This window comes from Ruminiclostridium sufflavum DSM 19573 (assembly GCF_003208175.1).
In the GTDB taxonomy this organism is placed as follows: Bacteria; Bacillota; Clostridia; order Acetivibrionales; family DSM-1351; genus Ruminiclostridium; species Ruminiclostridium sufflavum.
In genome coordinates, this window is the sequence record NZ_QKMR01000024.1 from 23072 (window position 1) to 39092 (window position 16021).

The 16021-nt window shown below is 38.1% G+C and carries 17 protein-coding genes; 15 read left to right on the forward strand and 2 right to left on the reverse strand.

Annotation, left to right across the window (positions count from 1 at the left end):
• Positions 1-33 precede the first annotated feature (33 nt).
• The 4 genes from rplM (at position 34) to LY28_RS16140 (ending at position 2463) form a co-directional block, all read left to right on the forward strand.
• Entirely contained in the window at positions 34-468 is a 435-nt protein-coding gene (gene rplM, locus LY28_RS16125) for a 50S ribosomal protein L13 (protein WP_110463213.1), read from the forward strand.
• A gap of 17 nt (positions 469-485) precedes the next feature.
• On the forward strand, positions 486-878 hold the full coding sequence (rpsI, locus tag LY28_RS16130; protein ID WP_110463214.1) for a 30S ribosomal protein S9: 393 nt from the start codon (positions 486-488) through the stop codon (positions 876-878).
• 221 nt (positions 879-1099) lie between these two features.
• Entirely contained in the window at positions 1100-1564 is a 465-nt protein-coding gene (locus tag LY28_RS16135; RefSeq protein ID WP_110463257.1) for a GreA/GreB family elongation factor, read from the forward strand.
• 185 nt (positions 1565-1749) lie between these two features.
• Entirely contained in the window at positions 1750-2463 is a 714-nt protein-coding gene (locus LY28_RS16140; RefSeq protein ID WP_110463215.1) for a thioesterase II family protein, read from the forward strand.
• Between the two features lie 9 nt (positions 2464-2472).
• On the opposite strand, the gene LY28_RS16145 is transcribed toward LY28_RS16140, so the two are convergent.
• Positions 2473-3168, reverse strand: coding sequence for a 4'-phosphopantetheinyl transferase family protein (locus tag LY28_RS16145; protein ID WP_110463216.1), 696 nt, complete (start codon positions 3166-3168; stop codon positions 2473-2475).
• Positions 3169-3397: 229 nt separating this feature from the next.
• Positions 3398-4711, reverse strand: coding sequence for an Nramp family divalent metal transporter (locus tag LY28_RS16150; RefSeq protein WP_110463217.1), 1314 nt, complete (start codon positions 4709-4711; stop codon positions 3398-3400).
• A 323-nt stretch (positions 4712-5034) separates the two neighbouring features.
• On the opposite strand from LY28_RS16150, the gene LY28_RS16155 reads away from it, so the two are divergent.
• From LY28_RS16155 to LY28_RS16205, 11 genes are all read left to right on the forward strand, one after another.
• Complete coding sequence (locus LY28_RS16155) at positions 5035-6216, forward strand: amidohydrolase (RefSeq protein ID WP_110463218.1); 1182 nt, start codon at positions 5035-5037, stop codon at positions 6214-6216.
• Positions 6217-6250: 34 nt separating this feature from the next.
• Entirely contained in the window at positions 6251-6709 is a 459-nt protein-coding gene (tsaE, locus tag LY28_RS16160) for a tRNA (adenosine(37)-N6)-threonylcarbamoyltransferase complex ATPase subunit type 1 TsaE (protein WP_110463219.1), read from the forward strand.
• A 68-nt stretch (positions 6710-6777) separates the two neighbouring features.
• On the forward strand, positions 6778-7515 hold the full coding sequence (gene tsaB, locus LY28_RS16165) for a tRNA (adenosine(37)-N6)-threonylcarbamoyltransferase complex dimerization subunit type 1 TsaB (protein ID WP_479692091.1): 738 nt from the start codon (positions 6778-6780) through the stop codon (positions 7513-7515).
• Complete coding sequence (rimI, locus tag LY28_RS16170; RefSeq protein WP_110463221.1) at positions 7512-7964, forward strand: ribosomal protein S18-alanine N-acetyltransferase; 453 nt, start codon at positions 7512-7514, stop codon at positions 7962-7964. Before tsaB ends, rimI begins: the two co-directional genes overlap by 4 nt.
• 26 nt (positions 7965-7990) lie before the next feature.
• Complete coding sequence (locus tag LY28_RS16175; RefSeq protein WP_110463222.1) at positions 7991-10396, forward strand: Lon protease family protein; 2406 nt, start codon at positions 7991-7993, stop codon at positions 10394-10396.
• Between the two features lie 219 nt (positions 10397-10615).
• A complete protein-coding gene (locus tag LY28_RS16180; RefSeq protein ID WP_110463223.1) occupies positions 10616-11170 on the forward strand; it encodes an RNA polymerase sigma factor in 555 nt (184 codons plus the stop codon).
• Entirely contained in the window at positions 11167-11730 is a 564-nt protein-coding gene (locus tag LY28_RS16185) for an anti-sigma factor family protein (RefSeq protein ID WP_110463224.1), read from the forward strand. Before LY28_RS16180 ends, LY28_RS16185 begins: the two co-directional genes overlap by 4 nt.
• A complete protein-coding gene (locus tag LY28_RS16190; protein ID WP_110463225.1) occupies positions 11727-12644 on the forward strand; it encodes a hypothetical protein in 918 nt (305 codons plus the stop codon). Before LY28_RS16185 ends, LY28_RS16190 begins: the two co-directional genes overlap by 4 nt.
• A 120-nt stretch (positions 12645-12764) precedes the next feature.
• Positions 12765-13022, forward strand: a complete 258-nt coding sequence (locus LY28_RS16195) for an HPr family phosphocarrier protein (protein WP_110463226.1) — start codon at positions 12765-12767, stop codon at positions 13020-13022.
• 136 nt (positions 13023-13158) lie between these two features.
• On the forward strand, positions 13159-15015 hold the full coding sequence (gene uvrC / locus LY28_RS16200) for an excinuclease ABC subunit UvrC (RefSeq protein ID WP_479692089.1): 1857 nt from the start codon (positions 13159-13161) through the stop codon (positions 15013-15015).
• Positions 15016-15148: 133 nt separating this feature from the next.
• On the forward strand, positions 15149-15856 hold the full coding sequence (locus LY28_RS16205; RefSeq protein WP_110463228.1) for a metallophosphoesterase: 708 nt from the start codon (positions 15149-15151) through the stop codon (positions 15854-15856).
• The last annotated feature ends 165 nt before the right edge of the window (positions 15857-16021 follow it).

A 16021-nucleotide genomic window follows, 5' to 3' on the forward strand; every position in this document is an offset into this window, starting at 1 on the left:
GGTTATAGATTTTAGAGGAGGTTGTATTAAAGAATGAAAACTTTCATGGCAAAAGCTGAACAAGTTGAAAGAAAATGGTACATTGTTGATGCAGAAGGTAAGCCCCTTGGAAGATTGGCGAGTGAAGTTGCCAGCATTTTGAGAGGTAAAAATAAGCCGATATTCACACCGCATTGCGATACCGGTGATCATGTAATTGTATTAAATGCAGCGAAGGTAGTTCTGACAGGTAAAAAACTTGAGCAGAAAACTCACAAAACTCACTCTCAGCATCCAGGCGGATTTAAGGAGATTAAGTACAGACATTTATTAGAAAAGTATCCTGAAAGAGCTATTGAATTAGCTGTAAAGGGAATGCTTCCAAAGAACAGTCTTGGCAGACAGATGTTCAGAAAGCTTAAGGTATACGCCGGTTCTGAGCATGTTAACCAGGCACAGAAGCCTGAAGTACTTGATTTAGATATTTAAGGGAGGGAGAATATATAATGGCAAAGGTATACTACTACGGTACAGGACGTAGAAAAAAATCAATCGCAAGAGTAAGACTTGTTCCTGGTGAGGGCAAGATATTGATAAATGACAGGGCATTGGATGACTATTTTGGTTTGGAAACAATGAAGGTTATAGTTAAGCAGCCATTAACGCTTACTGATACACTTTCAAAGTTTGATGTTATATGCACAGTAGTTGGCGGAGGGTTCACCGGTCAAGCAGGTGCAATCAGACATGGTATTTCAAGAGCGCTTTTAAAGGCTGATGAAGAACTCAGACCAGCTCTTAAAAAGGCAGGCTTCCTGACTAGAGACCCAAGAATGAAGGAAAGAAAGAAATACGGTCTCAAGAAAGCGAGAAAGGCATCACAGTTCTCCAAAAGATAGTTTGTTTTCAATTACCGGGCATGTTTGTTCAAAATTACAAAGATATTTTTGCAAGAAACAACCGTCAGGGGAAATCAATTCCTTGGCGGTTTTTTGCTTCAAAAAGTCTGGCTGAGGTCAATTACTGAACAGCTATGATTATAAAGACATGTATTATGAATAATGATAGAATATATAAAGATAAAATTGAAAAATATATTTTCGGGAGGTTACGAAAGCCAATGAGTCATACACTGACAGAAGAAAACATTCAAAAATTGAGAGATGAGCTGGAATACAGGATAACTGTAAAAAGGTCTGAAATAGCAAAAGAAAAGCTGATAGCGGCGGCACATGGTGACAGGTCTGAAAATGCAGAATACAAGGAGGCTTGTGAGAGATTCAATGCTAATGATGATAGGATTCAGCAGTTGATGACTATTATTTCTACAGCAACTGTAATTGATGATAAAAATGCTGATAAGACCAAGCTTGGCATAAATACCAGAGCAAGAATAAAATTTGTTGAGGACGGGGATGAAGATATTATAACATTAGTAACGACAATGGATGCCGATGTAAAAAAAATGTATATAAGTATTGAGGCTGATTTGGGAAAGGCCTTATTTGGTAAAAAAGCCGGAGACGTGGTTGAAGTCAATGCCCAGAGCGGTAAATATACAGTTGAAGTATTAGAAATTCTATAGGGGCTGCTGGTCAAAGAAGGATTGATAAGCGAAAAATAGCGGAGGTTAGCTTAAAAAGCTAGAAAACAGAGTGCAGGCATAGTGTATTTTAGAGGGGTAAAAGGCTAGCTACCGCTGCGAAGCAGGTTTGCCGCAGTTGCCTTACTATAAATTTTTGTGCCGAAAACTCGGCGTAGGAGGTTATTATGAAAAAGATCAGGCTGCTATGCTTTCCTCATGCAGGAGGCTCGGCAGCAACATATAACAGGTGGAAAAAATATCTGGACAGCAGTATCGAAGTAGTACCGGTAGAATTGGCAGGAAGAGGTTCCCGCATGAAGGACTGCTTTTATGACAGTATGCCTGAAGCAATTGATGATGTATGCAGTATTATAAGTCCGTTAATTAAAAACTGCGATTATGCTGTATATGGGCATAGCATGGGGACTATAATAGCTTTTGAGCTTTGCCACAGGCTTATGGAGGAAGGCAGGCGGGAACCCTTGCATTTGTTTGTTTCTGGAAGATATCCTCCAAATATTAAAAGAGATGAAAAGTATCTGAGCAGGTTACCTGACAGGGAGTTTCTGGATGAAATTTTCAGTCTTGGAGGAACCAGCAAGGAGATTTTTAAGAGCAGGGAATTGCTGGATATATTTATTCCTATATTAAGGGCAGATTACAGGATGATAGAAAAGTATAAATACACAAGCTATAATAAAAAATTTAATTTCGGCATTACTGCTTTCAACGGAAGAGCTGATGCAGTTGTTTCCTATGACGAAATAACGGAATGGAGACAGCATACTGCAGCAAGGCATCCGGTATATGAATTTGACGGAGATCACTTCTTCATAAATGAAAAAACTGAAGAAATTACTGAAATTATTAACAGTACTCTTAGAGATTTTATAATTTGATACATATTTTCAAAGGATTCTGCATGCCTCATAAAAAAACTGTCTTGCATTAAAGGTAGCCTTTTTATGAGGGCTGTTGGTCTTTTTGGCGCAAATGGCATAAAAGCTGTTTTCATCAAGGGATGAATGAAAAAAAGAATAGTCAATAAGGCTTTGTTCCGATTCTGTCATAATACTGTTGCTCTCAACATTTACAGTAAAAGAATCCAGAGGAATAGAAAGACCTTTTCCTACTGCTTTGATGTAGCTTTCCTTTAAAGTCCACAGCTTAAAAAAATATGCTTGCTTTTCTTCATCAGGCTGATTTGTGAGAGCTGTGTATTCCTCATTTGAGAAGAATCTTCTTGCAATTTCCAAATCTGTAGGCTTCATTACCTCCACATCAATACCGACGGGATAATCGCTTATTGCACAGGCTACCCAGCTGCCCGAGTGAGAGATGTTGAAATGAGCCTTGTAATGGCCTGAAAGGAAGGGCTTACCGTATTCATTTTTTTCAAAAGCTATATTTGTATTTTTAATGTTCAAGCTTCTGCAAATTACGTATCTGGATAAAAGATTACCAACAAGAGCTCTTTGTGAATCTTCAAAATGATAGAACCTGTGTATCTGAGCTTTTTTGTCCTCTGAGACATATCTGAGCAGAATATCAAAGGCATCCTTTTCAAGGTTGTTATCAAGATTAACTATATAAATATCAAGCAAAAAATATACCTCCTGAACTATCAGTCAACCAGCATGGTTAAAGTCAACAGTTTTGATAAGTTAAATATAGAATATATCAGACTTAAATGCAATGCCTTATCACACAGTAAGGAATATTTTTCAAATGGAAATTTTAACGGCAGTAAGATATGAAGGAATAATACAGCTTAGGGGGTAATATCCTACTGATTGTTATCCGCTTAAGCCTATTGAAGCTACAGCAAATAGATTAAACACCCCCTGTGAATGTTAGAAACAGAAGAATAGCATTAGCGGCGATAATAATACTTGTTACTATTATTCCGACTATATTTGTTGAAGGCCTGTTTACCAAGGCTCCCATAAAGTCCTTGCGTTTAGTGATAATAAGCATTGGAATTATCGCTACTGGAAGTATAAAGCTTAGTATAACCTGACTGGATATAAGGGCTTGCATAGGATTTATGCCTGATAGTATTATAAGCATAGCTGGAAACATTGTTATAAGTCTTGTTATATTATCACTTATTTTCAGACCCACAAAGCCCTGCATAATTGTAGTGCCTGCCATGGTACCCACAATTGAGGAGGACAGTCCTGACGCTATTAATGCCAAGCCAAAGGCTCCGCTTGAAGCGGTACCTAAAAGCGGTGACAGTGATTGGTGGGCTTGCTCGATTGATTCCACAACCAGACCGTTTCTGTAAAAAACGGCAGCAGAGACTATAACCATAGCTGCATTAATTATAAAGGCTATGTTCATAGCGATGGTAATATCCAGCCTTTCCATTTTAAAATGCTCTTTTTTAGACTCCTCTGAGGTATGTGTGTTTCTTTCCTGAACCAGCTGTGAGTGCAAAAAAATAACATGAGGCATAACAGTTGCACCAAGCATACCGACGGCAATCATCACAGCCTCGCCGTTAGGAAGTGAAGGTATCAAGGCATGTAAGCCTGTTGCGGCCCAATCAGGTTTTGCAAGAAAAACCTCCAGAGTATAGGAGATGCAAATTACAGCTACCAGCACTGTGATAAAGGCCTCAAGGACTCTTTGCCCGTATTTTCCCATGTAAACAATAAAAAAAGTAATGACTGCGGTTATTATACCGGCTGCCGGCATAGGAATACGAAACAGCAGATAAAGGCCAAGAGTGCTGCCGAGGAATTCTGCCAGATTAGTCGCCATTGCGGCAAGCTCGGCAGCAATCCAAAGGCCCCAGTTTGTTTTGCGCGAAAAAACCCTTCCGCACATTTGAGGTAAATTATACCCGGTTGCAATACCCAGCTTTGCTGAGAGAAACTGCAAAAAAATTGCCATAAGATTACTCCAAAGAATAACCCAAATAAGGTTGTAGTTGAACTTGGAGCCTCCGCTTATATTTGTGGCAAAATTTCCGGGGTCTATGTACGCTACACTTACAATGAAGGCAGGACCTAAAAAACGAAGAAAGGTTTTAAATTTATTTAATTGTTTAAAAGTATACCTGTTATAATTTGTTTTTTTTACAACAGTCAATGGCTGCGCTTGGGCCTCTGTTTCTGTAACATAATTTTCATTTAACAAATGGCAACACCTCTGTAGTTATTCTCAGCTAAAAACTTTAGTTAAGCCTAATTTTGTTTACCTAAAACTAAGATATGTGCAATTATAAAGAAGTGTTACATCCTTGTTACCCAAACTATCGACGGGTTATTATAATAATTTTATGAAAAATTAATTTTTTTGCTGCGGTTTGTAAAAATGCTTGCAGTTATGTCCTAATAAAGTTATTATTTTTACATGAGAGGATAAAGCATTCCTGCGGTAAGTATGCGCAAGAAGCTGTCAATTTATAGTAATGATTTTTATTACTTTTATTTTTATGTGTTTTTTGGAGGAAATACTTCATGCTGTTAATATATAATGGGAAAATAGTAACAATGACCGAGACAGATTTTGAGAAGGGATATGTTTTAATTGATAATGGTAAAATAAAAGCTGTCGGTCAGGATATTAATGAAGCTGCCGGTATTCTTAATACCGATGTGCAGAAGATAGATGCTCAGGGAGGCTATGTACTTCCCGGCTTAATTGATGCACATAGTCATATCGGAATGTGGGAGGATGCAGTTGGCTTTGAGGGGGATGACGGCAATGAATCCACCGATCCCGTAATGCCTCATTTAAGAGCTATTGATGCAGTTTACCATGCAGACAGATCATTTGTAGAGGCATATGAAAATGGGGTTACAACGGTTATAACAGGTCCCGGAAGTGCAAATGTCATAGGCGGACAATTTGCGGCATTGAAAACATATGGACGGTATGTTGATGAGATGCTTTTGAAGCAGCCTGTAGCCATGAAGGTAGCTTTTGGAGAAAATCCCAAAACAATATATAATGAAAAGCATCAGGCACCAATGACTAGAATGGCAACGGCTGCTATTCTCAGAGAAAGCCTGTTTGAGGCAAAAGAATACAGGGAACGCTTGAATAACTTCAAATCCAATCCGGATGAATATGAAAAGCCGGATTTTGATTTTAAGAAGGAGGCTCTTGTACAGGTTCTGGATAAGGAAATTCCTCTTAAAGCACATGCTCACAGAGCTGATGATATAATGACCGCTATAAGGATAGCAAAAGAGTTTGATGTCGGAATTACGTTGGATCATTGTACTGAAGGACATCTTATTAAGGAGGCTTTAGCTGAAGCAGGCCTTCCTGTGATTGTTGGCCCAATGATTACGGATAGATCGAAGATAGAGCTCAGAAATCAAAATTTAAAAACGCCCGGAATTTTATCCAAGCTGGGTATAAAAGTAGCTATAATGACTGACCACCCATGTGTACCTCAGCATTATCTATGCCTGTGCGCGGCTATTGCCGCAAGAGAGGGTATGGATGAAAGAGAGGCAATGAAGGCAATTACAATTAATGCGGCGGAAATTACAGGAATAAACGACAGAGTAGGATCTATTGAAACAGGTAAGGATGCCGATATAGTTATATATGATGGAAATCCTTTTGAATTGAAAACCAGAGTGCAGAAGACAATAATAAACGGAATTGTAGTATATGAAAGGGTGTAGCCAGAGATACTGGCGAAATGGAGGGCTGTTTTTAATGTTCAGAATTGAAACACATTCCTTTGAGGAAACAGTGGAATTTGGCAAAAGGCTGGGATATATTTTGAATTCCGGTGATATAATATGTTTGTCGGGTGATTTGGGAACGGGGAAAACAGCTCTGACAAATGGGATTGCCAAAGCACTGGGAATAAATTCATATATAACAAGTCCTACCTTTACACTTGTAAACGAGTATGAAGGCAGGCTTCCGCTATATCACTTTGATGTTTACAGAATAGCCGATTCAGATGAGATGTTTGATATAGGCTTTGAAGAATACATTAATGGACAGGGTATTACAATAATTGAGTGGGGAGAACAAATACAGGATATCCTCCCTAAGGAGATAATAAAAATAAAAATAACCAAAAACCTCAATAAGGGTCTTGATGTCAGGGAGATAGCGATTGATTTTACAGGAGACAAATACTGCAGATATCAAAACAAGCTATAAACTATTTGGCAAATTTTGTGCCAAGCACAGTAGTTGAGCACAAATGGGGTTTCTGCGCTTTGAGCACAGTGAAAGGAAGAATTGCCCGTATGAAAATACTTGCGGTAGATACCTCTACAAATGTTGCTTCTGTTGCAATATTGGAGGATGATATAATAATTGGAGAATATAGCTGCAACAAAGGAAAGACACATTCACAGAAATTAATGCCTATGATTCAGAGTCTGTTGGAGAAGGTCAAGCTGGATACGGAAGATATAGATGCCTTTGCCGCATCTATAGGGCCGGGCTCATTTACAGGACTCAGAATAGGTGTTACGACAATAAAGGCTATGGCTTTTGCGGCGGGCAAGCCGGTTATAAGCGTTTATACACTGGATGCACTGGCTTACAATATGTCAATGTCTAAGGCTTTGATATGCCCTGTTATAGATGCCAGAAACAATCAGGTTTTTACGGCAGTTTACAGGTTTGAGGGCGGGAAGCCGGAAAGACTCACAGAATTCTTGGGAATACATATTAATGAATTAGTAGAGATTATTCGTTCTATGGAGGGTGAGGTGGTTTTTCTGGGGGATGCCTGTAATATGCATAGGGAATATCTTACTCAAGAGCTGGGAGGACGTGCAAGTATAGCGGCTCCTAATGCGGCAATGGCAGATGCTTCATCAGTGGCACTGCTGGCACGTGATTCCTTTATGGAAGGAAAATCAGAAAGCAGCTATGAAATGCTGCCGTTTTATCTCAGAAAGTCACAGGCTGAAAGGGAACTGGAAAAAAGTGAGCAAAGGGATAGAGCAAAATGATTGACAATATAGAGGTAAGGGAAATGAAGCAGGAGCATCTTGACGGCATAATGGTAATAGAAAACCTGAGCTTTAGAATACCATGGTCGAGAAACTCCTTTTTAGAAGAGCTTACAACAAATGAGCTGGCTGTTTATTTTGTAGCTGTATCAGGAGGTCAGGTTATCGGTTACGGCGGAATGTGGAAGATATTTGATGAAGGGCATATAACAAATATTGCGGTTCATCCTGAATTCAGGCGTTGCGGTGCGGCATCCAGAATATTGGATGAAATTATTAACGTGTGCAATGAAAATAAAGTCGGAGGTCTTACGCTTGAGGTACGCAAAAGCAATTATGCAGCACAGAAGCTATATGAAAAATATGGTTTTAAAGCAGAAGGCCTGCGAAAAAGATACTACTCAGATAATGGTGAGGATGCATTAATTATGTGGAGACATAATAACTAATTAATTACTAATACTGGAGGGCATATATGTCTAAACCAATGGAACTAACATATCAGGAACTTGAAAATAAACTTGACACAGCTTCATTTCCATTCAGCAATACTTCCAAATTAGGTACATATGATGGAATAATTGGACAGGAAAGAGCAGCAAAAGCTATGAAATTTGGTCTTAAAATGAAAACCAGAGGCTACAATATTTATATGGCAGGTGCTACAGGAACCGGAAAAACCAGTTTTGCAAAGCAAATAGTTAAAGAGGTGGCCATAAATCAAAGTGTACCTGATGATTGGTGCTATATTTATAATTTCAGCAGGCCAAATCAGCCAATGGCAATTAATCTTCCAGCAGGGACAGGGAAAATATTTCAGAAGGATATGGAAGAATTTGTAAAAATAATCAAACAGGAAATTGTAAATGCTTTTGATAATGAAAAGTACGAAAAGGAAAAGGAAGAAATTTTAGACGAGTATGAAGCTATAAAGGATGATCTTCTTTCAAAGCTAAGCGAGGACGCAGAGGCACAGGGGTTTAAAGTCAACACAGGCAGCTCGGGAATTTATTTTTTACCTATAATAGAAGGCAAAACCATAAGTGAAGAGGAATTTGACAAGCTTGATGATGACATTAAAGACCAGATAGATGAGAAAACAGACATTCTGCAGCAGGATACTCTTGAAATAATCCGCAAGCTTAAAAGCAATGAAAAGGAAACAAAGCAGAAGGTCTCAGAGTGGGAAGGGAAAATAGCATTATTGGCTATAGGAGTTCAGGTAAATGACCTTAAGGAAAAGTACAAGAAATTTGAAGTGATAGAAGATTATCTGGAGAAGGTTCAGCAGGATATTCTTGACAATCTGGATGAATTTAAGGAAGAAGAGGTCAGCGAAGAGCAGCCCCAGTTGATTATCCCGTGGGTTCAAAAGGAAGAAACACCCCTTCACAGATATAAGGTAAATGTATTAGTTGATAACAGCAGCTTAAAGGGTGCTCCGGTTATTATTGACTTCAACCCTTCATATTCAAACTTGATTGGCAAGATAGAGTACGAGAATGAATTTGGGTCTGTTTCTACCGATTACACAAAGATAAAGCCAGGACTGTTCCATCTTGCGAACGGTGGCTACATTATACTTCAGGCAAAGGATGTGTTAAGTAATCCGCAGGCATACGAGGCAATTACCAGAGCTCTTAAAACTAAAAAAATAACAATTGAAAATATGAAAGATCAGACCGGGGTTGTTACTGTAACTGCAATTAAGCCCCAATCTATCCCTGTGGATATTAAGGTGATATTAGTTGGAAGTACATCTATATATCAGCTTTTGTATGAATATGAGGAGGATTTCAGAAAGTTCTTTAAGGTTAAAGCTGATTTTGATGAAGAAATGGAGAAGAGTGAAGAAAATATACTGAAGCTTGCTTCATTTATCAGCGGCTTCTGCAACAAGGAGAGAACTCTTCATTATGATAAATCAGGTGTGGCAAAGGTAGTTGAATATGCTTCATGGCTGGTTGAAGACCAGAAAAAAATGTCAACAAGATTTAATGATATTTGTGAAATTCTGTGTGAAGCCTGTATGTGGGCTGAGGATGACAATTCAAAATATGTAAAGGCAAAGCACGTGAAACAAGCAATAACAGAGAAAAATTACAGAAATGACAGGCTGGATAAAAAGCTTCTGGATATGCTGAACGAAGGCACCTTGATGATAGATACCGATGGCAGTGAGGTCGGGCAAATAAACGGTCTTACGGTTATGGACATGGGAGACTATTCCTTTGGAAAACCGGCAAGAATAACCGCATCGACCTATATAGGTGAAAGCGGTATTGTTAATATAGAAAGAGAAGTAGAATTAAGCGGAACCTCACATAGCAAGGGTGTTTTGATATTAAACGGATATATCGGACAAAAATATGCACAGGATTTTCCACTGTCACTATCGGCAAGCCTGTGCTTTGAACAATTGTACGGTGGTATAGATGGGGACAGTGCATCAAGCGCGGAGCTTTATGCTATATTATCAAGCTTATCAGATATGCCTATAAAGCAATATATTGCCGTAACAGGCTCAGTTAATCAAAAGGGAGAGATACAGCCTGTCGGAGGAGTAACACATAAGATTGAAGGCTTTTTCGAGCTTTGCAGGATAAAAGGCTTAAATGGCAAACAGGGAGTAATAATACCGTATCAAAATATCAGAAACCTTGTTTTAAATGATGAGGTTGTAAATGCAGTACGGAAAAAGCAGTTTCATATATACCCTGTTAAAACGATAGATGAAGGAATTGAGTTATTGACAGGTATGGAGGCAGGAGTAAAGGACGCCAACGGTAAATACGAGGAAGGAACGATAAATTATCTGGTTGGCAAAAAGCTGGAACGCTTTGCATCAGCGGTATTAAATTCTGGAAATCATAAAAAATAGAAATATGGTGAAAACAAGGGAAAAACAATTTAAGATAAACAATGTTGGATTGCCGGCTTGCGTTGTTTATACACTCAATACTTAATCAGACAAATATAAAAAAACACCGTAATTATATTATGTAAAAGAGTTTATTCTGTTATCAGTACCAAAACTTGAATATGCTCTATGCAAATTCAATTATAACGGCGTTTAAGAAGTAAGGGGGTGTATCAAGCGTTGGTTCAGACAGATGAAGAACTGGTGTCACAATGCTTAAAAGGTGACAGCAGTGCTTTTGAGGAAATTGTCAGTCGATATAAAAAGCTAGTATATAGTGTAGTCTACAAAATGATACCAGATAGAGAAGAAGTAAACGATGTTTCTCAGGAGGTTTTTATCAGGCTTTATAAATCTCTTGATAAATATAATCCGGAGTATAAGATGTCAACCTGGATTGTAAAAATCACTTCCAATCTATGTTTAGATACTCTCAGAAAGAAAAAACAGGATACAGTGGCGCTTGATGATGCAATTGGGGTTTCCAGCAATACAGACACACCGGAAGAGGCTTTAATAAAAAATCAAAGATCGCAGCTGATAAAAAGTGCTATAAATGAGCTGCCTGATAAGTATAAAATATTGATAACTCTTTTCCATAGCAATGGGTTATCATATGAAGAGATGACAAAGGTGCTTAATGAGCCTATGTCAATTATAAAAAACAGACTTTACAGAGCAAGGCTGATGCTTAAGGCAAAGCTTGACAGAGCAAGAAAGGAGGAGATATTATGAGATGTGAAGATTTCAGAAACCATATTATGAAATTCTTTGACAAGGAACTGAATGATATTGAAGAAGCACAGCTAAAGCAGCATCTTAAAATCTGTAAAAATTGTTCGGACGAATTTAATAAGCTGAAGGAAGTAATTGATTTTGTTGAACAAGACTCAGAAATTGAGCCTCCTGAGGATTTTGAACTTCAAGTAATGAGCAGAATTGAAAATGAAGTTAAAATCTATAAGAACCATAGTGAAAATAATACATTTGTATTTGATATTTTATTAATTTCCGTAACATTAATATTTGTTATATTTTTTGGCGGATTACTTTTTGAGGGTATGAAGGAACCAATTAACTTTATACAAGTTTCAAGATTTGTGGCAGATAACATAAAGGATTTTATTGCAGCAGCCATAAGTATGGGCAGAGCTATATTGATTGCTGTTATGAGTGTGACCGCATCAATATACAAAACATATTATTTCGGATATATTATTCTTGGAATTCTGCTATTTGTTACACAAGGTGTATTTTTCAAGATGGTTAGACAGAGTAATGGAGGGTCGCAATGAAAAAATATACAAGGACTGTATTAATTACTCTTATTCTGATAGTATTTTCATCATTTGCAGTATCCGCTGCTCAGAATAATATTACTTCGGACAATCTTGTCATATTTGAAGATAAAGCATTGGATAACATTAACAGCGGAAATGTAACAGTAGTGGGCGGTAACGCTGAAATACAGAAGGGCGTGAGCGGAAGTGTCATAGTTGTATTCGGGAAGGCAGTCCTTAATGGAAATATCGGCGGAGATGTAGTATCTGTTTTTGGCGAGCTGGATATTCAAGACGGCACTTTGATACAAGGTAATCTGGTTTCTGTAGGCAAGCTTAAAAAGGCGGATACTGTTTCTGTATCTGGGACTAGGTTTGCTGTTGATTTTGACCTTATTTCATTATTCAAGTCAAATGGAATCGTAATAAATGCATTTATAATATTAGCAGTATTAACATTAGCCTTAGGGCTTATATTTATTAGTATATTTTCAAAAAGATACCGGGTTATGGAATATTCAATGAAGTCAGGAAATTTGAGGAGATTGATTCTGGGGCTGTTATTTATAGTCAGTGCCACTATAGTGCTGGTATTTTTAATGTTTTTGGTCATTGTTCCCTTTGTGTATATTCTTATGCTGATGTTTGCTGATATTGTCTCGGGAATCTATATCGGGAGTTTTATATTTAAGAATAATAATGAAAAATCAACTATATTCATAGAATTTTTTGTGGGACATATAATAGTAAATATTTTAAAAATAGTTCCTTTGATTTTATTGCCTGAAGGGGCATATACGGCAATGCTGGTATATGGTATATGTCTGGTAGTGCTTGAAGGGGCTATGGCGGCATTTGGAATAGGAACGGTCATAGATACAGGCTTTGGAAAAGATAAAAAGCTTCTGAAAACAAAAGAGGATTTATAATCTGTTTACAATTTTCATATATTTGAAATATAATATTTTCATGATTTGATTTATAGGCTCTTTTTTTGGTATAATAGAAAATATATATTCTCAAGTATAGAAAGTTGGGGGAACACGAAGATGATTTCGAATAAGGTTGTTATAAACTGTCCGTCAGGGTTGAATTCCAAAGCAGCAGCTTTGCTTGTTCAAAAGGTATCAAAATTCAGCTCAAATATTTGGCTGGAAAAGGGCGAGAGAAGGGCAAACGCAAAGAGCCTGCTAGGGTTGCTTTCACTGGGAGTAGAGAGACAGGCAACAATTAATATAATAGTCGACGGCGAAGATGAAGAAAAAGCGTCAAAAGAAATCTCAGAGTATTTTTTAAGCGGTTTCTGAAATCAATGATGAACGATGAAAGATTATAAGTAGGAATATAAAATAGCTGTGGTTTATTTAAATCACAGCGCTTTTATAGTAGGCGGATTTTTGGTGCCGTACACAAGTTGCTTGAAATTTTTGCTTAAGCTATGAGGTGAATTACTTGTTTGATATCCATGAAGAACTGAAGAAATTGCCCGATAAGCCAGGCGTATATATAATGAAGGATGCCGGGGGCATGGTTATATATGTTGGGAAAGCAGTAGTACTGAAAAACAGGGTAAGGCAATATTTCCATCAGTCGGCAAATCACCCTCCCAAGGTTCAGGCAATGGTGTCCAAAATCAGTGAATTTGAGTATATTGTTACAGATTCTGAAGTTGAAGCCCTGATGCTGGAATGTAATTTAATAAAAAAATACAGACCTAAATACAATATTCTGTTAAAGGATGATAAAAATTATCCTTATATAAAGGTAACTATGAATGAGGAATATCCCAGAATACTTAAAACCAGACGTGTAGAAAGAGACGGAGCTAAGTATTTTGGTCCATATTCCAGCAACTTAGCGGTTAATGACACAATAGACACGCTTAATAAACTATTTCCGGTGAAAACGTGCGGTAAAAGGCTGCCGAAGGATATCGGAAAGGCGCGCCCATGCCTGAATTACTACATGAAGCAGTGCTTGGCTCCTTGTCAGGGTGAAGTTAACAAGGAGGAATATCATGAAATGATGAAAAAGATTTGCTCCTTTCTGGGGGGGCAGTATGAAGAGATACTTAATGATTTAAAAACTCAAATGGCAGATGCTTCGGAACAGCTTGAGTTTGAAAAGGCGGCGCAGCTGAGGAATAAGATATCCAGTATTGCCCAGCTTTCGGAAAAGCAGAAGGTGCTTTCCGCAGATGGGCAGGACAGGGATATAATTGGTTTCTCAGGGGATGCCTCAGATTTGTGTATCCAGATATTTTTTGTAAGAAACGGGCGGGTAATAGGACGTGAGCATTATATTTTTGAAGGTGAGGGAAATGAAGATACAGGATATTCACTTTCAACATTTATCAAGCAGTTTTATAATAAGGTACAGCATATACCTTCGGAAATAGTAATCCAGCAGGAAATAGAAGACGGTGAAACGATATCACAGTGGCTGTCAGGCAAAAGAGGAAATAAGGTGAAGCTAAGAGTCCCTGTGAGGGGAGAGCTGGTCAGACTGGTTAAAATGGTATCACAGAACGCGGATATTTCTTTGAAGCTTTATAAAGATAGGCTTAAAAGGGAGGATAATCCGCATAAAGAAGGAATTAATCAATTGAAGAAGGTTCTTGAGCTGGAGAATGCACCAAGGAGAATCGAAGCCTATGATATATCAAATACCGGCTCGTCTGAAATAGTTGCTTCAATGGTGGTATTTATTGACGGGAAGCCGGCCCGTCAGGAATACAGAAAATTTAAAATTAAATCCATAGAACAGCAGAATGATTATGCAAGCATGCAGGAGACCCTGTACAGAAGATTTTTACGCGCTAAAAAGGAAAAAGATGAAAATACGCAAAATCCCAAATTTTCTGAGTTGCCTGACTTGATTTTAGTAGACGGCGGCACAGCGCATGTTAATGCGGCTCAACAGGTTGCGGATGAATTTGAATACGGCATGTTAATAGCCGGTATGGCTAAGGATAGCAGACATCGTACAAAGTCTCTTATACACAGAGGCGAAGAGTACGAATTGTCATCAAATATGCCTTTGCTCAGATTAATTACAGAAATTCAGGATGAAACTCACAGAGTAGCAGTTGAATATAACAGGCGGCTCAGGGCTAAAAGATATACCCATTCGGAACTGGATGATATAAACGGTATAGGAGAAGCCAGAAAGAAGGCATTGCTGAAGCATTTCAAGTCATTGGCCGCTGTTAAAAAGGCTGATATTCATAAGCTGCAGGAGGTTGAAGGGATAAATGAAAAGGTTGCGGCGCAAATATATAATTTTTTTAGGAAGGCATGAGAGCAGGAAAAAATCTGCCGGAAATTCAGGCGATGAAAAATTAAGCACTAATTAATAATAAATTACTCAGCTTTCCGGGTTGAAGGTTGATATATGATGGATAAAAAGGTATTAAGGAATAGGTGTATAGTTTATGTCAATCTTTGCAATAGCAGATTTACACTTGGCGTTGGGAATAGATAAGCCCATGGACATTTTTGGCGGCAGATGGGCAAATTACATGGAAAAGCTCAGAAACAACTGGATAGGTGCTGTTAAAGAAGAGGACAGTGTTATAATTCCGGGAGATATTTCATGGGCCACATATATAGACAATGCATATGAGGATTTTAAATACATTGAGGCTCTGCCAGGCAGGAAAATAATTTCCAAGGGGAATCATGACTACTGGTGGACTACAGCCTCAAAGCTGAATAAATATCTTGATGAAAATGGTTTTAAGACAATCTCGTTTATGCATAATAATGCATTCAGCATAGAGGATTTTGCAATATGCGGTGCAAGGGGCTGGAAATGTCCGGGTGAAGATGACTTTAAGAAGGACGATGACAAAATATATAAGCGGGAGATTGCCAGATTAGAGCTTTCAATTAAATCGGCCCAGTCTGTTCAGCATAAGAAAAAGCTGGTTTTCATGCATTATCCTCCCGTAACTTCAAGAAGTCAGGAATCGGGCTTTATAGATTTAATGAAGAAAAATGAAATTACCGAGTGCTATTTCGGACACCTGCACGGAGAAGGAATTAAAGGAGCAATTGAAGGCTTTTACGAAGGTATTAAGCTAAAACTTATTTCAGCGGATTATTTAGATTTTATGCCGCTGCTAATACAGCCGAAGTAATATAGATAGCTGTGCCTGCCTTAAAGCAAAGCTTTTCAATGGCAGCGGCAGGGATACTTTGGCGTGACTAAAGTCAATTACGGTTCAAGCCTTCGCGATGATATATCGTCTTTTCAGGCGAATTAAGCTTTTAAGCTAATTTTGAACACGGTTTGGGTTTGATTT